This window comes from Desulfobotulus sp. (assembly GCF_034006065.1).
In the GTDB taxonomy this organism is placed as follows: Bacteria; Desulfobacterota; Desulfobacteria; order Desulfobacterales; family ASO4-4; genus Desulfobotulus.
Genome location: NZ_JAVETM010000001.1, coordinates 229,360 through 254,543 on the forward strand (window position 1 = coordinate 229,360; position 25,184 = coordinate 254,543).

At 54.4% G+C, this 25,184-nt stretch carries 24 protein-coding genes; 9 read left to right on the top strand and 15 right to left on the bottom strand.

Annotated features, from left to right (window positions below; genetic code table 11):
- Window positions 1-196: 196 nt before the first annotated feature.
- The 6 genes from RBR60_RS01025 to RBR60_RS01050 all read right to left on the bottom strand — a co-directional run bounded on the left by RBR60_RS01025 (window position 197) and on the right by RBR60_RS01050 (window position 4,710).
- Complete coding sequence (locus RBR60_RS01025; RefSeq protein WP_320353773.1) at window positions 197-1,084, bottom strand: phosphoribosylaminoimidazolesuccinocarboxamide synthase; 888 nt, start codon at window positions 1,082-1,084, stop codon at window positions 197-199.
- 33 nt (window positions 1,085-1,117) lie between these two features.
- On the bottom strand, window positions 1,118-1,639 hold the full coding sequence (locus RBR60_RS01030; RefSeq protein ID WP_320353774.1) for a metallophosphoesterase: 522 nt from the start codon (window positions 1,637-1,639) through the stop codon (window positions 1,118-1,120).
- Entirely contained in the window at window positions 1,636-2,004 is a 369-nt protein-coding gene (locus RBR60_RS01035) for a PilZ domain-containing protein (protein ID WP_320353775.1), read from the bottom strand. The genes RBR60_RS01030 and RBR60_RS01035 overlap by 4 nt, the downstream gene beginning before the upstream one ends.
- Window positions 1,994-3,145 carry a DUF4388 domain-containing protein gene (locus RBR60_RS01040; RefSeq protein WP_320353776.1) on the bottom strand — a complete coding sequence of 384 codons (1,152 nt, stop codon included), beginning with the start codon at window positions 3,143-3,145 and terminating at the stop codon, window positions 1,994-1,996. The genes RBR60_RS01035 and RBR60_RS01040 overlap by 11 nt, the downstream gene beginning before the upstream one ends.
- A gap of 9 nt (window positions 3,146-3,154) precedes the next feature.
- The gene (locus RBR60_RS01045) at window positions 3,155-3,772 is read right to left on the bottom strand and encodes a GTP-binding protein (protein WP_320353778.1); all 618 of its coding nucleotides are present in this window, start codon (window positions 3,770-3,772) and stop codon (window positions 3,155-3,157) included.
- Between the two features lie 77 nt (window positions 3,773-3,849).
- Window positions 3,850-4,710, bottom strand: coding sequence for a hypothetical protein (locus RBR60_RS01050; RefSeq protein ID WP_320353779.1), 861 nt, complete (start codon window positions 4,708-4,710; stop codon window positions 3,850-3,852).
- Window positions 4,711-5,022: 312 nt separating this feature from the next.
- Here RBR60_RS01050 and RBR60_RS01055 point away from each other — a divergent pair, with 312 nt between their 5' ends.
- The gene (locus RBR60_RS01055) at window positions 5,023-6,348 is read left to right on the top strand and encodes an FAD-dependent oxidoreductase (RefSeq protein WP_320353780.1); all 1,326 of its coding nucleotides are present in this window, start codon (window positions 5,023-5,025) and stop codon (window positions 6,346-6,348) included.
- 700 nt (window positions 6,349-7,048) lie between these two features.
- Entirely contained in the window at window positions 7,049-7,945 is an 897-nt protein-coding gene (locus tag RBR60_RS01060; protein WP_320353781.1) for a sulfite exporter TauE/SafE family protein, read from the top strand.
- On the opposite strand, the gene RBR60_RS01065 is transcribed toward RBR60_RS01060, so the two are convergent.
- Complete coding sequence (locus tag RBR60_RS01065; protein ID WP_320353783.1) at window positions 7,933-9,339, bottom strand: GTPase/DUF3482 domain-containing protein; 1,407 nt, start codon at window positions 9,337-9,339, stop codon at window positions 7,933-7,935. The genes RBR60_RS01060 and RBR60_RS01065 overlap by 13 nt on opposite strands.
- A complete protein-coding gene (locus RBR60_RS01070; protein WP_320353784.1) occupies window positions 9,329-10,855 on the bottom strand; it encodes a DUF2868 domain-containing protein in 1,527 nt (508 codons plus the stop codon). The genes RBR60_RS01065 and RBR60_RS01070 overlap by 11 nt, the downstream gene beginning before the upstream one ends.
- Before the next feature lie 137 nt (window positions 10,856-10,992).
- Here RBR60_RS01070 and RBR60_RS01075 point away from each other — a divergent pair, with 137 nt between their 5' ends.
- Window positions 10,993-11,880 (top strand): hypothetical protein, encoded by an 888-nt coding sequence (locus RBR60_RS01075; RefSeq protein WP_320353785.1) that lies wholly within the window; start codon window positions 10,993-10,995, stop codon window positions 11,878-11,880.
- Window positions 11,877-13,064, top strand: coding sequence for an RtcB family protein (locus RBR60_RS01080; RefSeq protein ID WP_320353786.1), 1,188 nt, complete (start codon window positions 11,877-11,879; stop codon window positions 13,062-13,064). Before RBR60_RS01075 ends, RBR60_RS01080 begins: the two co-directional genes overlap by 4 nt.
- Before the next feature lie 106 nt (window positions 13,065-13,170).
- Here RBR60_RS01080 and RBR60_RS01085 read toward each other — a convergent pair whose 3' ends face one another.
- The 7 genes from RBR60_RS01085 to RBR60_RS01115 form a co-directional block, all read right to left on the bottom strand.
- Window positions 13,171-13,362 carry a DUF362 domain-containing protein gene (locus tag RBR60_RS01085; RefSeq protein ID WP_320353787.1) on the bottom strand — a complete coding sequence of 64 codons (192 nt, stop codon included), beginning with the start codon at window positions 13,360-13,362 and terminating at the stop codon, window positions 13,171-13,173.
- Between the two features lie 196 nt (window positions 13,363-13,558).
- On the bottom strand, window positions 13,559-14,383 hold the full coding sequence (locus tag RBR60_RS01090) for a hypothetical protein (protein ID WP_320353789.1): 825 nt from the start codon (window positions 14,381-14,383) through the stop codon (window positions 13,559-13,561).
- A gap of 72 nt (window positions 14,384-14,455) precedes the next feature.
- Entirely contained in the window at window positions 14,456-16,759 is a 2,304-nt protein-coding gene (locus RBR60_RS01095) for a cysteine synthase (RefSeq protein ID WP_320353791.1), read from the bottom strand.
- Window positions 16,760-16,848: 89 nt separating this feature from the next.
- On the bottom strand, window positions 16,849-18,237 hold the full coding sequence (locus RBR60_RS01100; RefSeq protein ID WP_320353792.1) for a deoxyribodipyrimidine photo-lyase: 1,389 nt from the start codon (window positions 18,235-18,237) through the stop codon (window positions 16,849-16,851).
- A gap of 3 nt (window positions 18,238-18,240) precedes the next feature.
- Complete coding sequence (locus RBR60_RS01105; RefSeq protein ID WP_320353793.1) at window positions 18,241-18,516, bottom strand: hypothetical protein; 276 nt, start codon at window positions 18,514-18,516, stop codon at window positions 18,241-18,243.
- Complete coding sequence (tmk, locus tag RBR60_RS01110; RefSeq protein WP_320353794.1) at window positions 18,513-19,166, bottom strand: dTMP kinase; 654 nt, start codon at window positions 19,164-19,166, stop codon at window positions 18,513-18,515. Before tmk ends, RBR60_RS01105 begins: the two co-directional genes overlap by 4 nt.
- A gap of 14 nt (window positions 19,167-19,180) precedes the next feature.
- Window positions 19,181-19,423 (bottom strand): hypothetical protein, encoded by a 243-nt coding sequence (locus tag RBR60_RS01115; protein ID WP_320353795.1) that lies wholly within the window; start codon window positions 19,421-19,423, stop codon window positions 19,181-19,183.
- Between RBR60_RS01115 and RBR60_RS01120 the strand changes: the two genes are divergently transcribed.
- Genes RBR60_RS01120 through RBR60_RS01140 form a run of 5 tightly spaced genes read left to right on the top strand, consistent with a single transcriptional unit; the run spans window position 19,424 to window position 25,119 of the window.
- Complete coding sequence (locus RBR60_RS01120; protein WP_320353797.1) at window positions 19,424-21,580, top strand: LPS-assembly protein LptD; 2,157 nt, start codon at window positions 19,424-19,426, stop codon at window positions 21,578-21,580. It begins immediately after the preceding gene.
- A gap of 38 nt (window positions 21,581-21,618) precedes the next feature.
- Window positions 21,619-22,614: a GHMP kinase gene (locus RBR60_RS01125; protein WP_320353799.1), complete on the top strand. Its 996-nt coding sequence runs from the start codon at window positions 21,619-21,621 to the stop codon at window positions 22,612-22,614.
- Between the two features lie 42 nt (window positions 22,615-22,656).
- Window positions 22,657-23,778 (top strand): SDR family NAD(P)-dependent oxidoreductase, encoded by a 1,122-nt coding sequence (locus tag RBR60_RS01130; protein WP_320353801.1) that lies wholly within the window; start codon window positions 22,657-22,659, stop codon window positions 23,776-23,778.
- A complete protein-coding gene (locus RBR60_RS01135; protein ID WP_320353802.1) occupies window positions 23,775-24,509 on the top strand; it encodes a nucleotidyltransferase family protein in 735 nt (244 codons plus the stop codon). The genes RBR60_RS01130 and RBR60_RS01135 overlap by 4 nt, the downstream gene beginning before the upstream one ends.
- Window positions 24,499-25,119 (top strand): SIS domain-containing protein, encoded by a 621-nt coding sequence (locus RBR60_RS01140; RefSeq protein WP_320353804.1) that lies wholly within the window; start codon window positions 24,499-24,501, stop codon window positions 25,117-25,119. Before RBR60_RS01135 ends, RBR60_RS01140 begins: the two co-directional genes overlap by 11 nt.
- Window positions 25,120-25,184: the final 65 nt, after the last annotated feature.

Genomic DNA, 25,184 nt, shown 5'->3' on the forward strand with positions numbered 1-25,184 from the left:
AGATAAACAGCGTTTACACGTATATATAAGAAAATTTTTTCAAAAAAAATCACAGAAATATCAGATCGACCCCATCTTCAGGGGGAATCGCATGCAGAATTCACAGGCAATCCATTCAGATGGAAAAAATCCACGGAAGGGATTGATACCGCCCAGATCCCAGAAATTAACATGCGATTCCCTGCCTTCCCTTCCTTCAGCGCTGACCACTCAGGAGGAAAAGGGCTTCTTCGTATTTTTCAGCGGTCTTCCGGATCACCGCCTCCGGAAGCCTGGGACCGGGCGCTTCCTTGTTCCAATCCAGGGTTTCCAGGTAATCCCGCACAAACTGTTTGTCGAAGCTCTGCTGAGCACCACCGGGGCGGTAGCCCTCCTGCGGCCAGAAGCGAGAAGAATCCGGAGTCAGCACCTCATCGATGAGGATGAGTTTCCCGTCCACAAAACCGAATTCAAACTTGGTGTCCGCAATGATGATGCCCCTTTCAAGGGCGTACTCCGAAGCTTCCTTATAAATGGCAAGGCTTAAGTCCCGCACGCGCTCTGCCGTTTCCCGACCCACAAGATCAACGGCCTGGCCAAAGGAAATGTTAATATCATGGTCCCCCACATCCGCCTTGGTGGAGGGGGTGAAAATGGGCTCAGGCAGGCGATCGGATTCCGTAAGCCCGGCGGGCAGGGCAATGCCGCACACGGTCTGATCCTTTTTATAAGATTTCCACCCGGAACCGGAAATATACCCCCGGACCACGCACTCAATGGCAAGGGGCTCGGCTTTTTTCACCCACATGCTCCGATCGCGCAGATATTCCTTATGGGGTTCACAGACCTTGGGAAACACATCCACATCCCCACTGATCAGGTGGTTGTCCACAAGGGACTTCATCCGGTCAAACCAGAAAAGGGAAAGCTGGGTCAAAACCCGTCCTTTTCCGGGAATGGCATCCGGCAGCACCACGTCAAAGGCGGAGATACGGTCTGAGGTCACCATGAGAAAACTGTCTTCAAGCTCGTAAATATCCCGGACCTTACCGCTCCGAAGCCGCTTTAAGCCGCTGAGTTCCACATTGGATTCAGGAACGCTCATCGTTCAGACATCCTTTCATTTCGTATTCAGGGGTTATACAGAACAAACGGGAAAAATGTCCCCGCTGATATCCCCATTGGGAAAAATTGTCAATATCCCCACCGTACCGGGCCAGGGTCCCCCGCGATTGTCTGAAAAGCTCCCTGGATTGAACATGAGCACCCCTTCAACCTCGCAGCATTCCGGAACATGGGTATGTCCGAACACCACAGCCTGAACATTTTCAAAAAAATTTCTTGCCCGCATGCGAACGCCGCTGCGCTCGCCCCAGCCGTGAATCAGGCCGATGGAAACACCCCCCACGGAGATAACCCTGGATACCGGATGATGCGCACGAATTTCCGGGCCGTCGCAGTTACCCGCCACAGCCAGCACCTCCACATCATAAAAAGCATCCAGAACTGCGGGTGAACCAATATCTCCAGCATGGAGGATGAGGGAAACATCGGAAAAAAGTCCCTGCCGCAGGGTAAAAAGGTCTGCCTCTGCCCTTCGCATGTGGGTATCGGAAAGCACTCCCACCCGCACAGGACCTTGGTCTTGAATGCGCATCATGTATCCATTTCCATTTCAAAGCGTTCAATGAAAAGGGATAAAAGCCTGGCCTTGGGGCCTGTCATGGGTAAAAAAGCCATGCCCGCCTGCCAAAGCTTTTCTTTCACTGGCCGGGCATGGACGATGATGACTTCCAGATCCAGGATCTCATCCCCCATGCCAATGGAAAGCTGCACCCGGCTTTCCTCAGGAATGGGGCTGTGCGCCTCAAGGAGAAGTCCTCCCCTGCTGATATTCAAGGTTTTTCCCATACCCTGGTTCAGAATCCTCCCATTCTCGCCCAGCACAGAAAAATGAACGAGGTTCCGTGTTTCTGGTCGAAAGGGAAAACGTCTTTTTTCCGATATCCCCTGATCATGCGTCATCCTGCTGTCCTTTGCATTCTATGGCTTCTCCGATCAGCTCCAGGCTGGTCTGAATGGAACTGACCGAAAAACCCAGCATTTTACGAAAAGTGGGAGAAAGCCTGTCCCAGAGCATACCTGCATCCCCGTCTTCCAGGGGAAGAATGCGCGTTGTGGCGTTTCCGAAAAAAGCCATCCCATCCCGGCATATGCGGGTGGCGGGCATGGGGTCGGCAAAGACGACACCTTCCGGAAAGGAAGCCAATTCTGAAAAATGATTCCCGATCTTGTATCCCAGTACAACCTTTCCACGCGCCACGCGACAAAAGGAGGCGCCTGAAACCCCCTCAGAACGACGCAGGATTTCCCAGGATTCGGGAATAAGCGGTAAGGGCGCCGAAGAGGACCGCAGGCGGGCAAGCAGATCCCCCAGCTGGCTGAGTTGCCGGTCGAGTCCCAGGACGAGATCCCTCAGGCCCGGACCCAAGGTGGTGAATTCCCTTGCCAGTCGCTGGGAATCGAGTACCCCCAGAAGGGCCTCTCCCACCACATGCACGGAAGCACTGCGGGGACGGTTCATCAGGGCAAAGCTTGCGGCACTCCCGATGAAAGCACCCTTTCCAAGGCAGAACAAAGGAACACTGCGTCCCCCCACTTCCTTATAGAGACGCACCTTCCCCTCAAGGATGACCCAGAGCCAGGAGCCAAAACGTCCCTGACGCACCACCACAGTTCCATCCCGGTGAAACTCCTCATCCACCACATCGCTATATTCAATGGTCGGGCCTTTAAGGCAGAGATCCCTGGAAGATTCCGTATCTTTTCCCGCATGAATGGCCTGAAACTCGTCCATGCGGCGCAGGGCATCCAGAATGAGTCCTGTGAGATTGCGGTGAATCTCACGTTTTATCTCAGGATTGCCGGGAATGAACAAAAAACGGCCTTCCTGCCAGGTAAAGAGGGTATGAAAGGCCTCTTCACCCTGTTCCCGGCCGATTCTTGCGTCAAAAACCTCACCATTTTTCATGAAAATGACGCCTTCAACGCCATTTTCCGCAAAAATACGCAACTCCCCTGCGGCCACCGCAGCTCCCAGAAACTGGAGAAGATCGGCAAGGCCCACAAAGGATAATCGTCCGGAGAGTACGTCTGCCGTCTGCATGAGTCCGCCCTATCTTCCCGCCCAGTCCAGTTCCTTCTGCAGATGCCGCAAGGTGCTTTCAATGCAGGCCTTCAGGGTTTTTCCCACCCCCTCACCCGTCACAGCGCTGGCGGGAAAGGAAGGTACCTTGAGTTGACGATTGAGGTCCCTTTCCATCTGTTCGATGGACATGACGGGAAGACCGGCGTTCGCCAGATCCCGCTTATTGTACTGTAAAATCAAAGGAACTTTCATGATGTTAAGGCCATAGGACTTCAGATTCTCATGCAGATCCTTAAGGGAAAGCATATTTTTTTCCCTGCGCACAGCTAAGGAATCGGCAACAAAGACAAGGCCGTCAGCGCCTTTGAGTACAAGCTTTCTTGTGGAAGCATACTGGGGTTGGCCGGGAACCGTGAAAAGCTGTACGCGCACATCGCAGCCGTGGATCTTGCCAAGGCCCAGGGGAAGGAAGTCAAAAAAAAGCGTTCTGTCCCCTTCCGTATCAATGGAAACCAGATCGCCTTCGGTCTGCTTGCGAAACAGCTTATGAATGGTTTCAAGATTTGTGGTTTTACCACATCTGCCTGGACCATAGTAAACAATTTTGCACTCGATGACCCGCTTTTGCATATTAAAAACGGCCATAAAGACCCTCCACAATTCTATTGTATCCCCTTTATGATCGCGGGATATCGGGATCCATTCACCCCAAAAACACGCCCTCAGCTCTTGATTTCAATATTCAGGCACCAGTCCCCTTTTTTGGGACCTGCGTCAATCTGATGTTTGGAAGCCACAACACCGGAGCTGCGGAATACGGCCACCGGAGAATAACAGCGCATGTCATTGAGCCGCAATCCGACCTTCAGGTCATCAATCAGCTTTTTATCCTTGCTCGAAATAATCAGGCTTACCAGATTGCCGGACTGAAAGCTCACATCCAGGTCAATCTGTTCATTGAGATCCTCAGGAACATTTTCAAGACGTATGCCCACAGAACTCACGGGAAGAAGCTCCATCTCATTGTCTTCCACAGCCTCCATGCCTGACGTCATACCCGGCACAAGGTTTTTACAGCGTGCCAGATGTTTTTCCGGTAAAAGCCCCTGAGTTTCCCATTTCTGTACAAGGTTTTTTGCGTCCTTTTCCTTGCCATCCTTCACCATGGCCGTGATCAGACCGATGGCCGCCTCATCCCGCACCTCCTTTTTCCGGATCAGTACGGAAAAAAGTGCGATGGCCGCTGCATAGGATCCATAGCGCGCAAGCAGCTTTGCCTTTTCAAGACGCATTTCCACAGGGGTTTCCTCGGTGTCCGGCAAAAGGGTGTTCACAAGGTCCGACTCCTTTGCCGTAAAGGTACGCACCTCGTTTTCCGATGAAACCGCAGCAATTTTTTTATCAAGCTCCGCAATCCGATCACGGATATCCGCCAGAAGACTGTCCCGGTTCCGGATAGCCTCCACAGACTGAACAAGCTTTGCCAATGTCTCAAAACGAATACGAGCCTCGTCATAAAGCCCCTGGGAGCTGTAAAGACGGGCCTCTTTGATGATGGCCTGAAATTTTTCTTTCACCTGCATGGAATCCCCCGCCAAAGCACTTGGTGATGGCTTTTGACTACAAAGGTTTACACCGTACCAGAAGCTGAATGGGAGTACAATCCTTTACCTGCAGGAACAAAGCCTTTATCCGTGAAGGCTTTTTCCCCCCTTTTTTCATGAAAATGCCTTGTATTGGTTGTGGCTTATTCAAATCCGGTATAAAAAGGCGCGGGCCCTTCTCCCTATGGTTTATAAGAGGTGAAGGAAACGGAACAGAGAATGGGGCCGGATCGGATTTTTCCGAAGAAGGCGTCTTGTGCCATAAACATTCATGATAAAAAGGCTTCACACATGACAAGCACGACATACGACGTTCTGATTGTTGGGGGAGGCATTTCAGGGGCCTCCCTTCTTTATACCCTGGCGCGGTATACGGACCTCAAACGCATCGGGCTCCTTGAAAAATATGAGGATCTCTCCCAGGTCAATTCCGCAGCAAGCAACAATTCCCAGACCCTGCACTGCGGAGATATTGAGACCAATTACTCCCTTGAAAAGGCCATCAAGGTGAATAAAGCCGCCCACATGCTGATCCACTATGCAAAGGCCCAGAAAAACACCGACAGGCTCATGAAAAAATATCCCAAAATGGTCTTAGGCGTTGGGCCTGAGGAGTGTGCGCTGCTCCGAAAACGTTTTTCCCTGTTCAGCCCCCACTTTCCCCATATGCGCCTGTGGGAAAAGGAAGACATTGCAAGGATTGAACCCCTTGTGGTGAAAGACAGAAAAGAAGAAATCGTGGCCCTGGGCGTGGAAGGGGAATATACGGCTGTGGACTATTACGCCCTTGCCCATTCCTTTGCCCGCAATGCGAAAAAACAAAACGAAAAGCTTGTGGACGTGCGCCTTGGGGAAACGGTTCTCTCCATCACGGAAGAACAGGGGCTTTACAGTGTGAAGACCTCCAAAGCCCGTCTTTCTGCACGCTTTGTTGTGGTTTCTGCGGGCGGCCATTCCCTTCTTTTTGCCCAGCGCATGGGGTACGGTCATGAATTCAGCTGCCTGCCCGTGGGCGGATCCTATTACTTCACTCCTCCCTACCTTAACGGCAAGGTGTATACGGTGCAAAACGACAAGCTCCCCTTTGCTGCCATCCATGGTGATCCGGATATCACAGCACCGGGCCTCACCCGCATCGGACCCACAGCCCTCCTCCTCCCCATGCTGGAGCGTTACAATGTCCGCACCATTTTTGATTTTTTCAAGGTTCTCAGGCTGGATAAGGGCGTTTTCAAGGTACTTTTCAGTCTTTATGGGGTCAGCGATATCCGCAATTACATCCTGAAAAACTTTCTTTTTGAAATCCCCCATATCAACAAGCGCCTTTTTCTTAAGGATGTGAGAAAGATCATTCCTTCCGCCAAACTTGAGGATCTCACCTTTGCCAAGGGATTTGGCGGGCTGAGACCTCAGCTCATTGATAAGAAAAAGGGCGAGCTTCTTCTGGGAGAGGCAAAAATCGACACGGGCAGGGGGATCACCTTCAACATGACCCCGTCGCCCGGTGGAACGGTCTGTCTTGAAAATGCCCACAAAGATCTCAGGATTATCGTGGATTACCTGGGGTGCGGATTTGACGAAGCCCTTTTCACCCAAGAACTGGTTCACGGGCATTGAAGTGAAACCCTGCATCCGGAAAGCCCTTTTATTTCAAGGCTTTCCAGCCCTGCGGAGGGAGTGAAAAAATCGAAGGGCTGCATCCTGGGGATGGGATGCAGCCCTTCAAGGGAGGAAGTAAGGCGGGAGGATGGTTTGCAAGAAGGTGTTTGCACTGAAAGCAATCTTTTCTATGCGAACATCGTTCACTTCTGGATTCGACTCTCCCACAGCTTAAGCTTTTCTGTCAAGAAAAAAATCATCCCCAACTGTGGTTTTCAACAGCCCATGGAACCCTGGACACCACGCCGAACCCCAAGGGGTGTAAAAAAAAAGAAAAAACTGTCTGAAAAAAGACAGATCCTGGAAATCGCCAGGATCATAAGGATCGGTTGCGCTTCAGAAAAACAAAAAAAATCAAGCTGTTTTTCCTGTACAGGGAAAAATAAAATAAAGATTCATTTTTTGCATCTTTTTTGCATACAAAAAGGCGATGAAAAGCCCTTTTCCCCTGTTTTCTGGAACAAAATACTTCAAAAACAGCAGGCGGATGCGGACCCAAAGGCTTTCCTGGGAGACGCCGGATGATCCCGGAATCCGCCTGCCCCCCAAGAGGGGCTTGACGCACAAACTCCTTGGGATTACGTACAGGAAATTCACCAGATGAAAATGGAAAAAAGATACGCCGCACCCCTGATTTTTTACCCCAAAAAAGGAGATCATGACGATGGAAATTTTTTTTCCCGTATCCGGGCTCAGCCTGAACCCCTTCATTCCCGTGCTGGTGGGCTTTGTACTGGCCTTTTTCTGCGCCATGGGCGGAATTTCCGGGGCCTTTCTGCTCCTTCCCTTCCAGATGAGTTTTCTGGGCTTTACCACCCCTTCGGTCAGCGCCACCAACCAGCTCTACAATATCGTGGCCATCCCCAGCGGAGTCTGGCGTTTTTACAAGGAAGGCCGACTCATCCCTCCGCTGGTACGGGCCGTGGTGATCGGCACCCTTCCGGGGGTCTTCATCGGTGCAATCATCCGAATCTATTATCTGCCCAACCCTTCCCTCTTTAAACTCTTTGTGGGGTGCGTACTTCTCTATATCGGCACCCGCATGCTCAAGGATCTTCTGGGAAAAAAAGCCCCTGCCCCCCCAGGCGTCCAGGGAAGCGGCCGGGTGGAAGTGCTGCCCTCGGGCCTCTTTGAAGTACGTTTCATCTTCCGGGAAAAGGAATACCACGTCAGCGCGGGCGGCATCATGCTTTTAAGCGGCATTGTGGGGATCATCGGCGGGGTCTACGGCATTGGGGGTGGGGCGATCATCGCACCCTTTTTTGTCTCCGTATTCGGGCTTCCCGTGTACACGGTGGCGGGTGCGGCCCTGATGGGCACCTTCATCACCAGCGTGGCAGGTGTCATCTTCTATCAGGGGCTTGCCTATTTTAACCCTGAGCAGGCCATTTCGCCGGACTGGCTCCTGGGCATTCTTTTTGGCATAGGCGGATTCTGCGGCATGTACTGTGGTGCAAGGGTTCAGAAATTCGTTCCGGAACGATGGATCAAGTGGGGCCTCTGTCTTGTGATCGCCTGGACCTCCCTTTCCTACATCCTTGGCTATTTCCTCTGATCCTTCCCCAGAGAAATACGCCGCAGGATGGAAACCAGAAGCTCTTCAACTCTCTGGGTCAGATCCCCATCCCTTTTCTCCCTGGCCGCATCCTTGATAAAGGCGGCCAGGGTTTTTCTTTCCTCATTGTCAAAAACATTGAGAAGCCCCTGCCCCGCTTCCTTCTCTCCCTCCCTGGCCGCATGGGTGCGAGTCACCAGGGCATGGAAGAGAAGCAGGCTTCTGTCCAGCACCATCCAGGGAATCCTCGCATCCCGGACCGGGCCTGCCGAAACCTCAAAGCCACTGACCCGTATTCCCGCCACCCTGCGCACATCCCCACTCCGCGTACCCAAATAACTCCAGGCCGCACCCGCAAGGCCTCCCGCTGCGGTGACCAGCCCCAGGGCCGCTCCGCCCAGGGCGATATCCACCCCTGCGGCCACAGCAGCGCCTGCGCCTCCGCCGATGGCGGCCAACTGTAATCTGGAAAGCCCGAACACACGAAAGGCTTCGCGCGAAAGCAAATCCGTTTCCACAAGGGCCAGAAGGTCTGGCGAAGGGGCAAAAAAACGATGGCGGAAAATTTCCCTCAACTGCTCCCAGCAGTCTTCTTCCAGACCTCGCACCCCCTCCTGCCAGCGCAAGGTCAGTCGTGCGGAAAGCACCTCAACTTCTCTGGCATCCACAGCTTCCGCCTTCAGAGCATAGGTGGAAACGGCAGTCACCAGATCCTGAATCTTTTTTGCAGAAAGACGAATACGTTTTTCCCAGTCCTGCTCCAGCTCATGAATCACCGGGTGAAGAATGGGCTCCACGTCCGGGTCCATGGCCTTCAGAGCGGAAAGCAGTCTCACCCTTTCACTGAATCCTGCGGTCAGGGCGTTAAACACATGGACAGCGTTAAAGGTTTTACGCAGGGCGGTCTTCCACTCTTCCACGGAATCCGATCCGCCCTTAGGATTGATGAGGGCCATGCGCGGTAAACCCACAAGACGCAGGATTTCCATTTCCGCAAGATCGGTTTTCCGCACAGGCCGTGCCGCATCCACCACATATAAAATCCCAGCCCCCCGGGCCAGGGCCGAAAAAATCTCACACTCATCCGTAAAATCCAGATCTCTGGCATGGGCCGCGCAAAAGGCCCGGGCAAGATCCCTCCCTGTCATCTGTTTTTCATGTTCCTGTATCCAGGCAAGGGTTTTTTTGGGAGACTGGAATCCGGGGGTGTCCGAAAACAAAAGGCGCACCGTATCGCCTGCACGCACGGGATAAGCCCGGCTTTCACGGGTCTCTCCGGGCCAGGGACTGATGCGGATGGCATCATCTTCCACCAGGGTGGCCACCACGGAAGATTTGCCCTCATTGGGATGTCCCACCACGGCAAATTCCAGTCTCAGCGCTTCAGCGGCCATGGTTCACCTCCCCGTGAAGAAGGGGTCTGGGTTCCTGAAGGCCTTCCAGGCGTTTTGACCAGATGGCCACATCTTCCGGATCCGGGCCTTCCATCCTCGCTTCTTCCCCAGGAAAAATCCGAGGCCTTCCCACGGGAAAAATCCAGAAAGGTGCCTTGTTTTTTACTGCCGCCTCCCGGAGCATCTGCAGATCCTCCCGCACAGGCGGCATGAAAACTTCCAGAGCCAGCACCCTTGTCAGGGGAGCCTCCATATTCATCGAGGAAAGCGCATCCATGTCCACGGTAAAAACGCCGCAAGGCTCTATGCCCATCAGCGCTGCGGCTTTTTCAGCAATCCTTTGGTGAAGGCTTTCAGGAATTTCATTGATAATCCAAAGCTCCCAGGCCTGCGGTCCAGGCACAGGCTTTTCCGTTTTTTCCAAAAAAGGCCCTTCAAGGGGAGTTTTCTGCACCGGACGAGGGGGCTCTGGGGAAGGCGTTCTGTTTTTCTCTTCCCCCCTTAAGGCCGCACGCCGGAGGACAAAGCCAAGCCTTTGCACCCGAGAGTCCTGAATCCCTGCCTCCCTGACCCTCTCCCCTAAACGCCACAGGGCAAAAAGAGCCAGAAGCGCCCTTGGAAAAACACCGTACAGCAAAAGGGACATCAGGAGAAAAGACCACCAGGCCGTGAGATGACGGGCATCCAGGCCCCCAATACCCTCTTTTAAAATCACCCGCGATCCCTCAATCTGTGCGGGATCCGGAAAGGCCTGAGGCAGAAAGAAACGCCAGGGTGCAGACAGGGTGCGGGTCAGGGTTTCAACCAGCTCAGCCCCTGGCATCAGGGTACTCTGCCAGGCAAAGGCCAGATCGGTTCCAATCACCTTTAATACAAAGGCGCACATCATACCCAAAACCAGGGCAAAACCAGCCGCCTGAAAGGCAAAAAAAGCAAAGGCCCGCACAAGATGACCATACTGTGCGGAAAAGCGCTCCATCTGCCTCCCCCTCACCGCAAGCAGATTCTGAACCTTCAAGGGTATTTTCCGGCCCGCACTTTTCAGAAGGCGGAAAAGAAAAGCTATGATCAGGGAAAGAAAAAGCCGGTAACTAAGGGGAAGACTTTTTTTGCGAAAAAAGAGAATCAGGAGGCTTAAAAAAACACTGATGAGGGGCAGGCCCACCAGGAGCAAGAGGGCGTAGAGAAGGTTCACAGGGGTTTTTCCGTCATAGGTGAGAAGCCCGAGGGCCACGGAAAATCCGCAGATAAAACCCAAAAAGACCAGTAAAAAAACTCCCAGTTTCAGAGCAAAAACCACCTGCTCCCCCACAAGGGGCCGCTGGCCTTCCGCAGTCGCCCTTTTTCTCTGGAAAGCAAGCCAATGGCTGAGACAAGCTGCGTCCGGCATCTCCGGCAAAATCCCCTTCACAAGTTCTGGATCTGAAAGGGTTTTCTCCCCAAGCTCCGTATCCAGAGCTAAAAACCACTCCGTATCCACCATATCCGAAATTTTTGTCGCAATTTTTCCGGCCATCATTCTCTTCCAGGGTTATGGGCGGCAATCATGGACAGCCCCCTGATAATATGCTTTTCTCAGGATGCAGGGCAGAACAGTTTTTTACTGTAAAGATGAAACCGCCTTTGTTCAAGGCTTCTTCCAGGAGTGTCGGAATGAACGAAAAACAGCTTGTCGGAAAAATCCTTTCCCAGTATCGCCTGAATCCCTTTGGCACCCATGGGGTTTCGCACTGGGCCAGGGTTCTGGAAATCGGTCTTTGTCTTGCCGAACAAAATGGCGCGGACAGGGCGGTTGTCACCTATTTTTCCCTTTTCCACGATTCCCGCAGAAAAAACGAAGGTCTGGATTTCAATCATGGCCTCCGGGGAGCTAACCTTGCAAGGCGTCTGCGCCATCACCTGATGGATCTGGATGATGCCCGTTTCGCCCTTCTGCTGACCGCCTGCACGGATCACACCAAAGGAAAGACCAAAGGGGACATCACTGTGCGCACCTGCTGGGACGCAGACCGTCTCGATCTCGGGCGCGTGGGCAAAATCCCCGTACCTGAACGTCTGTGTACCGATGAAGCCCGCAAACCCGACATGATCCGCTGGGCCACGGAACGGGCTTCCCGACGCATGATTCCCGAAAGGGTATGGAATGTCTGGGAACTGACATCCCTGCGATTCAATGAACGGGGACTTCCCTGGCTGGACGCGGATATGGTGGATCGCATCCTGGAACGGGCCACCCTGGGTTTTATTTCAAAGGAAGCCCTGCGTCCCTGTGAAGACAAGCAGATCCGCCACTTTCTCAAAACCCTGACCACCATGCAGCACTACAACTACCGCTACCGCTCCGAGGCCTTCATGGAGCTGCACCCCGCCTTCGCGCATCTGATCCCGGATACGGCCCACACGGACATCGTTCGCATGTGGCTGGCTCTGATTCTCGCCCTCAAAGACCTTTATCACATGCGGCGCAGCACCCTTGCCACCATTCTCTCCAGGAGTCCCTACACCCAGAAAACCGGCAACAACCAAGGAGCCTTCCCATGAAACCCAAAGAAAACGGCATTCCCATCCTTTCCTGGTGCCCGGATCCCGACCCCTTAGCCATGGCTCAGGCGGAAAACCTTTCCCGTCACCCCAGGGTCATGGGCCATATCGCCCTGATGCCGGACTGCCATGCCGGATATGGCATGCCCATCGGAGGGGTTGTGGCTGTGCGTAACGCCCTCATCCCCAATGCGGTGGGGGTGGACATCGGCTGCGGCATGTGCGCCCTTGCCACGGACTTTCAGGAGATCCCGGAAAAAAAGACCCTGGAAACCATCACCCGCCTCCTCTTTTCCCGCATTCCCACGGGTTTTGATCGCCATCGGATGGCCCAGAGATGGAAGGGCATGGAAGACTATGCCCAGGCCCTTTCCCGGACTCCGGGATGGATGAAAAAGGATACACTCCACATTGCGGCCCAGAGTCTTGGCACCCTCGGGGGAGGCAACCACTTCATCGAAATTCAGTGTGACACCCAAAACCGGATCTGGGCCATGATCCATTCGGGTTCCCGCAATCTCGGAAAAACCATTGCGGAATTTTACCATCACCAGGCCCTCAGGGAAAACCAGCGGGAAAAAATTCTTCTGCCCTCCGAGGATCTGGCCTTTCTGGATGCGGATACGGCCAAGGGCCGGGACTACATACGGGATATGACCTTTGCCCTTGATTTTGCAAGGGAAAACCGAAAACGTATGATGCTTGTTGTAAAGGAAGTGCTGGGGGAGGTGCTGGGCTGTGGCTTTGGCGAGGAAGTGAACATCCATCACAATTACGCAGCAAAGGAAAGGCATCTGGGGGCAGAGGTCTGGATTCACCGCAAGGGAGCCACTTCGGCCAGGCAGGGGGAAAAGGGCATCATTCCCGGATCCATGGGAACATCTTCGTATATTGTGGAGGGCCTGGGTAATCCCGACGCCTTTTTTTCCTGTTCCCACGGGGCAGGCCGAACCATGGGTCGCAACGAGGCCTGCCGCATGCTCAGCCCCGAAGCCGTGGCAGACTCCATGCGGGGCATTGTGCATGCGCCCTTCCCGAGAATCCAGAAGGGCTCCCTCCGAGGACGAACGGATTTCGGAGAAGCGCCGGGTGCCTACAAAGACATTGACCTTGTCATGGAACAGCAAAGGGATCTCATCCGAATTCTTGTGCGGCTGCGCCCCCTGGCCGTGGTCAAAGGCTAGGGTCCAAGACCCGGCCTTTTCAAAAAAGCGAAGACCCGGCCTGCCCTTAAAAGGGCGGGTCCGGGTCTTCGGGCAGAAGCCACAAAACACGTCAAGGAAAAGAGAATTACAATCCCTGGATAACGATGGCGCCGGGCTCACAAACTTCGATGCAGCTTTCGCAGCCAAGGCACTCATCCGCATTCACGGGAACGGACTTGCCACCCTGCATTTCAAAAACATCCACAGGGCATACGTCCACGCACTCTTCACAGCCTACGCACTTCTCTTCATCCACAAGGGGGGCGTACTCACTCATTGGTCCTGCTCCTTTTTAAAAAAATTTAAGGTTAACACACAGAAGGGATGTAGCACATCTTTATCCAAAGTCCAGCGGAATGTCCATACGAACCATTACCGCATGCCGAACCGAGTTGCCACAAGCCTGATTCTGAAAAAACCAACGGTTTTATAGGGGCTTCTCCAAGCTTCTGTCAACTCCATATTTCCTTCCTTCAATCCACAGCGGATTCCGCCTCCAGGCAGGCCACCCACAAAGGCGGAATCTCAGCCTTTTCCGAAAAACCCGAGCCCAGAATTTCCGCATTCTCAGCCCTCGAAATCCGAAAAAACCGCCCTTTCGCCTGTGGAGAGAGCCAGGAAAACCCTTCGGTTCCGTGGACAGCTCTTTCTTCACAGCCCACGGGAAAAAGGGTCTCCAGCACATCGGCAAGCCCTGGCATATCCGTCACCCAGAAAGAGGGAAGGCCTGAACAGTGCCGCGCAAGGCGGAGCCAGGCCCGCATCCGTGCTTCAATGCGGCAGGCGGATTGAGTGGGAGAGGGAAAAATGACCTTTTCCTCTTCCCCTTTAAGGGCGGCCATCATCCTCTGTCTTGCCCTGTCCACCTGAAAGAGGTCTTCATCAAGCTCCTGCTGCATGCGATCCAGGGCTTCGGCCTCTATGAGAAAAAAAGCCGCCATGGCCAGTTTTATGCCCTCTGGCTCCCTTGCCTTCTTTTCAGGAATTTTTCCGCAGATTTCAAAGGCAAGCCCCGCAGGAGAGAGACTTTCCTCCTCTGGCTCCGAAAAAAAATCCAAAAAAGCCTCTTTTCCCAGAAGGTGAAGACGCGCCTTGAAGTCCTGGAGCATGGCCTGCAAAAATTTTTCATCCAGTCCCTGAGGCCTCAGAAATCTCAGATCCGATTCCGAAAAAGCCAGGTCACCCGTATCAGGGGGAAGCTCAACGGGGGCAAGGAGCCAAAGCTTTGGAAAAAGCCTTCGCATACGAGAAAGGGCCTGGGGGGCTGGATCCAGAAAGGGAAAATAAAGGGCTTGCATCAACTCTCCTTGACTCATTCTGCGGTAAAAGGCGCTTTTATGGATCAGCGCCTCTCTTTTCTATATGCAGGGTCAGCTTTCCTGGGGAATCAGAATCTCATGTTCCGTCTTGCCATCCTGGATAATCCATCCCATGCGCCCGAGTTCTGCCCGGAGACGATCCGCAGCCTCCCAGTCTCCCCGATTTCGGGCGGCCTCCCGCTCGATCAGTTTCCGGGCAATATCCGGATTCTCCTGAAAATCCACCACATTGAAAAAACCCAGCACCTGATCCATTTCCCGGAAAACCTGAAGAATCCGGCAAGCTCCCCTGCGCCCCATGCGGCCTTCACTGAGCAGGCGATTGATGCTTCGGATCTGATTAAAAATTCCCCCCATGGCTGCGGAAATGTTGAGGTCATCATCCATATCCCGGATAAAATGGGCTTTCAGTTCATCGGCAAGACGCAGGGCCTCCCCATCCTCCCGCTCTCCGGTTACAGAAGAAAGGCGCTGCAGGCAGCTGTCAATGCGGGAAAGGGAGCGCCGTACGGAAAGCTGGATGTCCTGGGTGAGCAGGGCTGGTTTGCGGTAATGGGCCGAAAGCAGCCAGAAACGCATTTCCCGATCCGTCATACCCCGGCCTTCCAGATCCCCGAGGTGCAGGCGGTTTTCAGGGCCCACGGCCTGACCATCCACAAAAACCCGGTCACAGTGCATCCAGAAACGGGCCAGGGGCGCACCCGTTGCTGCGGCTGCAATGGCGATCTCGTTTTCATGGTGGGGAAAGACCAGCTCCCTGGAGCTGGTGTGGATGTCAAAGGTCTGGCCCAGATACTTCATGGACATGGCTGCACACTGAAGGTGCAGGGAAGGCCGCACATTTCCCCATTCCGTAGACGCGTAAATCCCCCTTTTGAGCTCAGAAAGCCGGATACGCTTTAAAAGGGTGAAATCCCTGGGATTGTCCTTTTCATATTCTTCCAGATCCACGGTAGCGCCCAGATGGATTTTATCCAGATCCACGCCGGAAAGGGCGCCGTATCCGGGAAAGGCGGAAATGTTGAAATAGATGGAGTGATGCTTTTCATAGGCAAGGCCCGAGCTGACCAGCTTGCGCGTAAGGGCCACCATATCCTCAAGGTGTTCACTCACCCTGGGATAATGCTTGGCCGGTTCCACCCCAAGACGGGCGAGATCCTCATGAAAAATCCGGATCCAACCTTCTGTGAACTGATCCAAAGGAAGGCCTGCGGCTTCGGAGCCTGCGATGGTTTTGTCATCCATATCCGTGATGTTCATCACATGGGTGACATCAAAGCCCCTGAATTTCAGGTAACGGCAGAGCAGATCGCTGAAAAGCGCCCTTCTGCACCCTCCTAAGTGCATGCGGTCATGCACCGTGGGACCGCAGGAATAAATGGATGTCTTGCCTTCATGAATGGGAGCGAAGGTTTCCCGTGAACGCGTGAGGGTATTGTAGAAACGAAGGGAAGCCGGAGCCTTACTGGCAAAAAGTTCGGTGGAAAGGTAGCGCTCCCCGCTGTCCGGCAGCATGACCACCACCACGCCTTCTTTCATGGAAGCGGCCACATCCTGGGCAACCGCCATGGCCGCACCACTGCTCATGCCCACAAGAAGCCCCTCCTCCTTTGCCATGCGTCTTGCGGTTTCAAAGGCCCGGGCATCCTCAATGTTCACTTTCACATCCAGTCGGTGCTTTTCATAAAGCTCAGGCTGATACGCCTCCTTCATATTCTTAAGCCCCTGGATACGATGGCCGAGGTAGGGTTCCACCCCGATGATGCGCACCTCGGGATTCAGAGCCTTCAATCCCCTGGAAAGTCCCATGAGCGTGCCTGTGGTACCCATGGTAGCCACAACGGCATTCACCCGACCCTGGGTCTGCTCCCAGATTTCCCTGGACGTGCCTTCGGCATGGGCACGCCAGTTGGCTTCGGTATTGTACTGATCTGTCATGAAATACCGCTGAGGCTGCTCCCGCACCAGACGGTAGACGGCCTCAATGGCCCCATCCGTTCCCAGATGACCGGGAGTCAGAAGAATTTCAGCCCCACGGGCCTTCAGAATGCGACGGCGCTCGAGACTCACCGCCTCGCTCATGGCCAGCATGAGACGATAACCCTTCACAGCACAGACCATGGCGAGACCAATGCCCGTGTTTCCGCTGGTGGCCTCGATCACCACCTTGTCTTTGGTGAGAATCCCCGCCTCTTCGGCCATGCGGATCATGTAGAGGGCTGCCCGATCCTTTACCGAGCCGCCGGGATTCATGTATTCAAGTTTGGCGAGAATCCGCACCGCAGGATTGGGGTTCATGCGCCGGATTTCCACCAGCGGGGTATTGCCTATGAGATCCAGAAGGGAATTTGCCATAAAAAAATCCTGATGGGTTGCAAAATAAGATCAAAGCCCGGACCTCTGGCCCAGGGCCTGGTCCGGAGACGGACCCAAACATAGCAGGCTCACACAAGGGAATCTACCCAGGATACATACTCTCCGATTCGGCTTTTGCGCTCCAGCCCGGAAGCGGCCATGAAACGAACGCTGCCGAATACCGGACGGCTGGGCCAGGGCCTGTCATGCAGACCGAAAATCCACCCGCAGCCTGCGTAGGAACAGGGATCCCGACCGTCGAGAAAATAGCGGTTGTTGAGAAAAATCAAACGTTCAAAGGCTTCTTCCGGGGAAGAGGACCATTCCAGAACCTTTTTTCCCCAGTACATGCGCATCACATTGTGCATGTAGCCCGTCCGTCTTGCCTCCATCATGGCCGCATTCCAGTAAGGGTCATGGGTTCTCGCATTTTCAAGATCAGAAAGACTATAGACAAAGGCTCGGGCATCCTTTCGGTGGGCATCCAGGGTCTCAAGGGCCCAGGTCGGCAGGCTTCCGTAGCAGTCATAGTCTTTTGTGTAGTACACAAAATTCATGGCCAGCTCCCGCCGCACCACAAGCTGTTCCAAAAAAGCGGCCTTTGCCTCCGAAGGAATAAGGGACGCTTTTTCTATCCGCCGTACCACAAGACTTGGGGCAATCATGCCAAAGTGCAGATAGGGCGAAAGGCAGGAAACGGCCTGACGGTGGGGCAGACTGCGCGCCTCCGCATACAAGGCTGCCTTATCCGTGATAAAGACATTGAGCCTTTCCCCTGCCGCCCCTTCGCCTCCCCGGAAAGACCAGGCAGGAGGCATGGGTGAAAAGGGCACCCCGGCCCGTCGCAGAAGATTCTCCCCTTCTTCCGGATCTTCACCGCCGGGGGGGAGTCCGCGAAAGGCCGGAATCGGCCCCAAGAGGGGCTCTTCAAGGAAAGCCCGCCACCGGACGCCGAGACTCCGCCGCAGCACATGGGCCCCGTACGCCCTGCGGTCAAGGGCAGAGGCAACCGGGGTCACCACATCAGATTCCACGGCCATCACAGCGCATCCCGCCTTTTGTCCGAAATGCTCCCGCCACTCCTTCTGGTGACGCAGGTAGCCCACATCCAGGACAAGGGCTCCAGCCTTTTCCACCAGAGGAGGCAGTACGGTGAGGGGATCTCCGATGCGCAGAACAAAAGGAAGTCTTAACGCCTCAAACCTTCTGGCAAGCTCCCTCAGACCTTCCAGCATGAAGACAAAGTGGGGCCACCGGGCTTCAGGATAGGCCCCAAAAAGGCAGAAGGCCACGACCAGGGGCTTTTCAAGATAGGCCGCTGTCTCCATGGCAAAGGCTAAGGCATGATTCTCCTCCACCCGCTGGGACTGCTGCATCCAGTAGAGAACGTATTCCCCATCCTTACGAAAGGGTCGGTCATTGTACCGACGAACGCGCGCTCCTGCCACCCTGGATCTGGAAAAGCCCAAATCCCCCATGACTCAGATCCGTTTTAAGGGGGAAAGTCCGCCCCGCCATTCCGCAAGCAGGGATTCAAGGGCCGCGATTTCCGCAGAAAGTCGCACCTCCTGCACCGGGCTGCCTCCATCCCAGCCATGTCCATGGCTCAGGTAGCGATCATTGAGGCGGGCTTCAAGATCCGTCATGGAAAAACGGGGGTTGGCCGCCTTCTGCCGTCTCACCTCCGCACAGATGCGGTCAAAGGTTTCCTCAAACAGGGTTTCCCGCCATTTTTCCGTTTCATCCAGACTGTTCATGGGGTCTCCTTATGTCGTTTTTCAAGAAGAACGAGGCAGCGTTCAAGCATTGTTTCCGTGATGGCCTCCACAGGCTTCAAGGCGTCCACAAGCCAAAAACGATCCGGCTCTTCGGCCGCCAACGCAAGAAAACCTTCCCGGATCTTCTGATGAAAGGCAAGACTTTCCTTTTCAAAGCGGGTTTCACAGGCGTTTCTGCCGCCTGCATCGATCTGGGCCATGGCCCGGGCAAGACCCTTTTCAGGAGGCAGATCCAGTAAGAAGGTGATATCCGGTTTTAAACCCTCAAGCACCAAGGCATGCACCTTACGGATGCGGTCCGCATCCAGCCCCCTCGCCACGCCCTGGTATACGGTGGTGCTGTCAGAAAAGCGGTCACTGATGACCACCTTTCCCGCGGCCAGGGCGGGTCGCACCACCTCGCTGAGATGCTGACAGCGGTCTGCGGCATAAAGAAACAGTTCGGTTTCTTTGGCCATATGGATATTTTCAGGATCCAGCAGCAGCGCACGGATTTTTCTTCCAATGGCCGTTCCGCCGGGCTCACGGGTGCAGACCACGGCAAACCCCCGTTTTTCCAGTTCTTCGGCAAGCCGCCTTGCCTGGGTGCTCTTGCCTGCGCCTTCGCCGCCACAGAGGGTGATGAGCATGATGTGTCCTTATTTCAGAATCCGGCCGTCCAAGGCTTAACCTTGGGCTTTGCATCCTTCCCGGATCGGGGTTTTTTGGGCTTTACGGCCTGTTCAGAAGCCTTACCCAAGGTCTCTTTTGCGTTTTTACCTGTTTTTAAGACTCCCGACCCTTGTCCGGTGGGGAAAGTGCATGTATAGTCCATAACCTTCAGAGGTTCAAGGGAAAGCCGGAATCCCTTCTTCTCCTTCATCAAGAACATCAGGATTCTTTCCATATGCGCTCATATCTCTGTCTGGGCATTCTTTTCTGCTGTCTTGCGGCGGCTTTGAACTCCGCATCAGCCGAGGAAGCCCAGCCCTATGACTTTTACGCCGACGCCATGGGCTATGATCCCGCCTCAGGCCTCTATACGGCAAGGGGCAATGTCCGCATTGAGGGCGAGGGCCTCATCATCACGGCGGATCAGGTCTCCTATGCGCCGGATCAGGGTATCATCCATGGGGAGGGCTCCATTGTCATGCGCATGGGTCAAGACCGCATGGAAGGGGATCGCCTGGTCTATCATCTCGAAGAACAGAGGGGCTTTTTTGAAAACGGCCGCCTTTTTATCTCAGAATCCCAGTTCCGGGTGAGGGGCCGCCGCATTGAGCGCACAGGAGAGCGGACCTATGTGGTAGACGATGCCGGGCTCACCACCTGTGAGGGAGAAAGGCCGGACTGGGAAATCACCGCCTCCCGCATTTCCCTGACCCTGGAGGGCTATGGCACGCTGAACCACGGCGCTTTCCGCATCCGCGGTCTTCCTGCGCTGTACACGCCCTGGCTTTTCTTTCCCGCCAAGACCAAACGCCAGAGCGGCCTTCTTTTGCCTGAAATCCACCTTTCCGATCGCCACGGCTATGAGCAGCTCCAGCCCCTCTACCTGGCCTTAAGCGAGAGCTCAGATGCCACCTTATATTACCATTTCATGGGAAAAGGCCCGGATCGCCTTGGCCTTGAATACAGAAAACTGTGGAGCAGTGAAGACAGGCTCACCCTGCGCCTGGATGGTCTCAAAGATGAGGATCCCACACAGACGGCTGTCCAGGAAGGGATTTCCCGGGACCGCTACTGGTTTCGCATGAAACAGAATCTCGCCTTTGCCGGAGGTGTGCAGGGTTTTATGGATCTCGATCTGCTCAGTGATATCCGCTATATGGATGATTTCAAGGGCGGGACCCTGGGCTTTACCAAAACCAACGCGCTCTTTCAGAAGGAATTTGGCAGGGAGCTCGATCCGGAAAAAGAAGACACCCGGACCAATCGTCTTCTTCTCACAAAAACCGGAGAGGTATTCCGCATGGAAGGGGAGGTCATCTGGGAAGATGCGGTGAGAAGACGCACCCAGGATCTTCAGGACGATACGGTGCAGCGCCTGCCAAGACTCTCCCTGAGCACCCGCCGCCAACGTCTTCTGGATCTGCCCCTTTACCATGTATTTGAAGGAGAAAGCGTCTATTTTCATCGCATTGATGGTGAAAGGGGGACACGGCTGGATCTTGCTCCCCGGGTTTACGCCCCTTTCCGCCTGGGACCGATTTCCGCAGAACCCTCCTTGGGACTGCGCCAGACCTTCTGGCACAGTGAAAATCCCCTGGAAGAGACTTCCTCCGGATACCACACCGAAAATCGTTTGCTTTATGACGCCCGGATGGATCTTTTCACGGAAGTTTACAGGGTCTTTGATGGCGGCCCCATCGGTGCGGACAAAATCCGCCACAGCCTGCAACCCCGGCTCACCTTTGAGTATGTGCCTGACAAGGACCAGAACCATCTTCCATTTTTCGATGACCTGGATCGTATTGAGAAAAAAAGACGCCTTACCTACAGCCTCACCCAGACCCTCACCGCGCGTTTCAAAGAAGAAAGACCCGGAGAAGAAGGCCCCCAGGACACATACAGGGATTACATGCGTTTTAAAATTTCTCAGGATTATGATATGGACAGGGCCGAGACAAGAGGAGAAAAACCCTTCTCCGATCCCAAGGCGGAGCTTTCCCTCTGGCCCTTGCCCTACGTCCGCCTCTTCGGGGATATCACCTGGTCTACCCAGGAGGCCAAATGGAGCGCTTACAGCTCAGGGGCAGAAATTACAAGGGATGCGCATTACTTCTATGCAGAACATCGCTATGCCAGTGAGATTTCCGCTTCCCTGCACCTGCGGGGCTATCTGGCCCTGCGGGAGGATCTGGGGCTTCTCTGGGATTATGAGCGCAACCTCAAAGAAAAAATCATCCAGAAGCAGGATTACGGCCTGCGCTACAATGCCGGATGCTGGCAGCTGGATCTCATCTACTCCGATGACAAGGACGACAGAAAAATCGGTTTCTACTGGACGCTCACGGGTCTTGGGGTTCTGGAACACAGCCTGGATGAGAGCTTTCTGCCCTGACACACTCTGAAATGACGTTTTTTGGCCGAAAGGTGATCATGATCATTGCACAAACCCCCTTACGCTTAAGTTTTGTGGGCGGCGGGTCCGACATGCGGGCCTTTTATGAACGGCAGGATGGCGCTGTCATCTGCACAGCCATTGATAAATATGTGTACGCCATTGTGAAGGAGCGCTTTGACGAAGACATCTACCTCAACTACTCGGAAAAGGAGAGGGTCAGGCGGGTGTCCGATATCCGGCATGACCTGGTGCGGGAAGCCATGCGCATGACCGGCGTGGAAAGTGGGGTGGAAATCACCACCCTTGCGGATATTCCCTCTTCCGGTTCCGGCCTTGGCAGTTCCAGCGCCATTACCGTTGCTCTGCTCCATGCCCTGCACACTTATAAAAATACCCTTGTAACCGCAGAGCAGCTGGCGGAAGAGGCCTGCCACATTGAAATTGACATCTTAAAAAAACCCATCGGCCGTCAGGATCAGTACGCCGCCGCCTATGGAGGTCTCAATCGCTTTGTTTTCCGGAAAAATGCCCAGGTGATACGCAACCCCGTCCACCTGGCTCCCTCCTTACGCCGCAGGATCTGCGAAGGCATGCAGCTTTTTTTCACAGGGGTCACCCGCAGTGCGGACACCATTTTGTCCGAACAACAGCAGAATCTCGGGCAAAAAGAAAAGTTTGAGGCCCTCTGTGCCATGGTGGACCTTGTGCTTCCCTTCTCGGAAGCCCTTGGGGAAGGAGATCTTGAAAAATGCGGTCTCCTTCTCCATGAAAACTGGCAGCTCAAGCAGAGCCTTGCTGCAGGCATTTCCAATGAAGCCACAGCCCATATGTACCAAAGCGCCAGAGATTCTGGTGCCATCGGTGGAAAAATCGCCGGTGCGGGCGGCGGCGGCTTCATGTTTTTTTTCACGCCTCCCAGCCAGCAGGCTGCGGTGCGCCAAGCGCTTTCCGATTTCAGGGAGTTTCCCTTCCTCTTCAGCGAGTCGGGCAGCCGCATTATCTTTGATGGCCGTTCCTATTCCGCCAAATAGCCTTACTTTCACGCCCCTCGGGCCCAAAGGCAGGAGAAGTCCATGCATATACTCATCACCGGCGGCGCAGGATTCATCGGCTCCCATACGGCCGATGCCCTCATTCAGCAGGGACACAGGGTCCGCGTGCTGGATTGCCTCCAGAAAAACGTCCACCCCAAAGGCCTTCCCGATTACCTGAATCCGGAAATCACCTTTATCCAGGGGGATGTTCGCAACAAAGAAGACTGGATCCGCGCCCTTGAAGGGGTGGATGCGGTCTTTCATTTTGCCGCTTACCAGGATTATCTTCCTGATTTTTCAACCTTTTATCATGTGAACGCCGTGGGCACGGCCCTTTTGTATGAGGTCCTCGCAGAACAGGGCGCAGACCGTCGCGTATCCAAGGTGGTGGTGGCGGCCAGTCAGGCCGTCATGGGTGAAGGTCGTTATGTCTGCCCCCACTGCCCCTGGGAGGGAATTCCCGACATCCGCAGCGAAGAACGCTTACGCCAGGGACGCTGGGATCATTCCTGCCCCCTCTGCCACAAGACCCTTCAGTGGCAGCCATCGGATGAATCCATTGCCAACCCCTGCAATCCCTACGCCCTTTCCAAGGATGCCCAGGAGAAAGCCGCGCTCCGCCTGGGCGCCCGGGAAGATATTGACACCACGGTGATGCGCTATTCCATTGTGCAGGGGCCGAGACAGTCCTTTTTCAATGCCTATTCCGGGGCCATGCGCATTTTCTGTTTAAGCCTCTACTGCGGCCGCAGCCCCTTTATTTTTGAAGACGGCATGCAGGTGCGGGATTTTGTCAATATAAAGGATGTGGTGGACGCCAACCTTCTTGTGTTGGATCATCCCCAGGCCAAAGGCCGGATTTTCAATGTGGGAGGGGCAAAGGCCTGCACGGTGAACACCTTTTATGAAAAACTCCAGGAGATCACGGGAAAACGTCTTCCCGCCCAGCGAGGGGGCCATTATCGCTATGGCGACACCCGCCATATTTTTTCTGACACCCGCGCTCTGGAAAGCCTTGGATGGAAACCCCGCCGTGGCATTGAAGAGAGCATTCTCAGTTATTGGGAGCATCTCCATGAGCAGGAAGCCAGAGAAGAAATTCTCGCCTATGCGGACCGTCACATGAAAAAACTCAAAGTCATCCGGGAGGTTCAGGGATGAAGGCCTTTTTGCTGGCCGCAGGGCTTGGAACCCGCCTGAAGCCCCTCACGGACCATAGCCCCAAATGCTTAGCGCCCATCGCAGGCACCCCCCTCATGGCTATCTGGCTGGACCACCTGCACACCTGCGGAGTGCGCGAGATTCTGATCAACACCCACCACCTGGCGGAAAAGGTCGAGGCCTTTGTCCGGGCCTGGCCACAGCAGAATCTTCGCATCCGGACCGTCCATGAACCGGAGCTTCTGGGCAGCGCGGGCACCCTTCTTCAGAACGAGGCCTTTGTTGAGGGTGAAAAAAACTTTCTCATCGTTTATGCGGACAACCTCTGTAATTTTGACCTGAGACGCCTTGCAAGGGCCCATGGAGAAAATCGGAAAAAAGGAGGCCTGCTGACCATGGCCCTTTTTACCGCGCCCTGTCCTTCGGCCTGCGGCATTGCTGTTCTCAATGCCCAAGGCCTTGTTACGGATTTTGCGGAAAAACCCGAAAATCCCCTCTCTTCCCTGGCCAATGCGGGCATTTATGCCGCAGGCCCCGAAATTTTCACCTCGCTCAGATCCCATGCCTCCCATCGCCCCTATGACTTTGGCCTGCATGTTCTGCCCCATATGACGGGAAAAATGTACGGTCTTCCCATGGAGGGCTACCTCCGGGACATCGGAACTCCCGATGCCCTGGCCGCCGCCCAGAGGGAATGGCCCCTTGCTTCAAGGAGATCCCATGGACTTTAATGCCTTTGCAACCCAGTATGTGGAAACCTTTCACGGGGCCATGGAAAGGATGGATAAAAAGCCTTTCTCCGCCCTCTGCGAGGCCATGCTGGATGCCTATGAAAACGAAAAAACCATCTTCATTCTGGGAAACGGCGGCAGTGCGGCCACCGCCTCCCACGCCCTCTGCGACATCAACAAGGGCGTTTGCCTGGAGCTTGAAAAAAAATTCCGCATGCTTTCCCTTGCCGACAACATGGCCATGATCACAGCCATTGCCAATGACCTGGACTACAGTCAGATTTTTGTGGAGCAGCTGAAAAACCACCTCCGTTGCGGGGATCTCATCCTGGCCATTTCCGGAAGCGGCAATTCGGACAATGTGCTCCGCGCCACAGCCTACGGCAAGGAAAGGGGCGCTAAAATCGTGGGCATTTCAGGCTTTGACGGCGGGCGTCTCGCCCAGGTTGCGGACATCTCCATCCTCATTCCCATCCACGACATGCAGAAGGTGGAAGATGGGCAGATGATGGTGCTGCACATGCTCATGCAGGCCCTGCGCAGAAGCCTCGGGCTTTCCACCCCTGGATGCGCCCCCCGGGATAAAACCGAAGCTTCCATGGCCATATGATTTTTTTTATATTCTTATCAAAAACTTAAAAGAGCCCTTACATGGCTTGACAACAAAACAGATTC

Excerpts from the sequence above, each read along its gene's own strand:
- RBR60_RS01090 (WP_320353789.1), bottom strand. The coding sequence starts at position 14,383 with ATGCAAGCCCTTTATTTTCCCTTTCTGGATCCAGCCCCCCAGGCCCTT.
- RBR60_RS01140 (WP_320353804.1), top strand. The coding sequence starts at position 24,499 with ATGGACTTTAATGCCTTTGCAACCCAGTATGTGGAAACCTTTCACGGG.
- RBR60_RS01030 (WP_320353774.1), bottom strand. The coding sequence starts at position 1,639 with ATGATGCGCATTCAAGACCAAGGTCCTGTGCGGGTGGGAGTGCTTTCC.
- RBR60_RS01125 (WP_320353799.1), top strand. The coding sequence starts at position 21,619 with ATGATCATTGCACAAACCCCCTTACGCTTAAGTTTTGTGGGCGGCGGG.
- RBR60_RS01135 (WP_320353802.1), top strand. The coding sequence starts at position 23,775 with ATGAAGGCCTTTTTGCTGGCCGCAGGGCTTGGAACCCGCCTGAAGCCC.
- RBR60_RS01065 (WP_320353783.1), bottom strand. The coding sequence starts at position 9,339 with ATGGCCGCTGAAGCGCTGAGACTGGAATTTGCCGTGGTGGGACATCCC.
- RBR60_RS01040 (WP_320353776.1), bottom strand. The coding sequence starts at position 3,145 with ATGCAGACGGCAGACGTACTCTCCGGACGATTATCCTTTGTGGGCCTT.
- RBR60_RS01115 (WP_320353795.1), bottom strand. The coding sequence starts at position 19,423 with ATGGAAAGAATCCTGATGTTCTTGATGAAGGAGAAGAAGGGATTCCGG.
- RBR60_RS01095 (WP_320353791.1), bottom strand. The coding sequence starts at position 16,759 with ATGGCAAATTCCCTTCTGGATCTCATAGGCAATACCCCGCTGGTGGAA.
- RBR60_RS01130 (WP_320353801.1), top strand. The coding sequence starts at position 22,657 with ATGCATATACTCATCACCGGCGGCGCAGGATTCATCGGCTCCCATACG.
- RBR60_RS01100 (WP_320353792.1), bottom strand. The coding sequence starts at position 18,237 with ATGGGGGATTTGGGCTTTTCCAGATCCAGGGTGGCAGGAGCGCGCGTT.
- RBR60_RS01035 (WP_320353775.1), bottom strand. The coding sequence starts at position 2,004 with ATGACGCATGATCAGGGGATATCGGAAAAAAGACGTTTTCCCTTTCGA.
- RBR60_RS01105 (WP_320353793.1), bottom strand. The coding sequence starts at position 18,516 with ATGAACAGTCTGGATGAAACGGAAAAATGGCGGGAAACCCTGTTTGAG.
- RBR60_RS01050 (WP_320353779.1), bottom strand. The coding sequence starts at position 4,710 with ATGCAGGTGAAAGAAAAATTTCAGGCCATCATCAAAGAGGCCCGTCTT.
- RBR60_RS01055 (WP_320353780.1), top strand. The coding sequence starts at position 5,023 with ATGACAAGCACGACATACGACGTTCTGATTGTTGGGGGAGGCATTTCA.
- RBR60_RS01070 (WP_320353784.1), bottom strand. The coding sequence starts at position 10,855 with ATGGCCGGAAAAATTGCGACAAAAATTTCGGATATGGTGGATACGGAG.
- RBR60_RS01045 (WP_320353778.1), bottom strand. The coding sequence starts at position 3,772 with ATGGCCGTTTTTAATATGCAAAAGCGGGTCATCGAGTGCAAAATTGTT.
- RBR60_RS01085 (WP_320353787.1), bottom strand. The coding sequence starts at position 13,362 with ATGAGTGAGTACGCCCCCCTTGTGGATGAAGAGAAGTGCGTAGGCTGT.
- RBR60_RS01120 (WP_320353797.1), top strand. The coding sequence starts at position 19,424 with ATGCGCTCATATCTCTGTCTGGGCATTCTTTTCTGCTGTCTTGCGGCG.
- tmk (WP_320353794.1), bottom strand. The coding sequence starts at position 19,166 with ATGCTCATCACCCTCTGTGGCGGCGAAGGCGCAGGCAAGAGCACCCAG.
- RBR60_RS01060 (WP_320353781.1), top strand. The coding sequence starts at position 7,049 with ATGACGATGGAAATTTTTTTTCCCGTATCCGGGCTCAGCCTGAACCCC.
- RBR60_RS01080 (WP_320353786.1), top strand. The coding sequence starts at position 11,877 with ATGAAACCCAAAGAAAACGGCATTCCCATCCTTTCCTGGTGCCCGGAT.
- RBR60_RS01025 (WP_320353773.1), bottom strand. The coding sequence starts at position 1,084 with ATGAGCGTTCCTGAATCCAATGTGGAACTCAGCGGCTTAAAGCGGCTT.
- RBR60_RS01075 (WP_320353785.1), top strand. The coding sequence starts at position 10,993 with ATGAACGAAAAACAGCTTGTCGGAAAAATCCTTTCCCAGTATCGCCTG.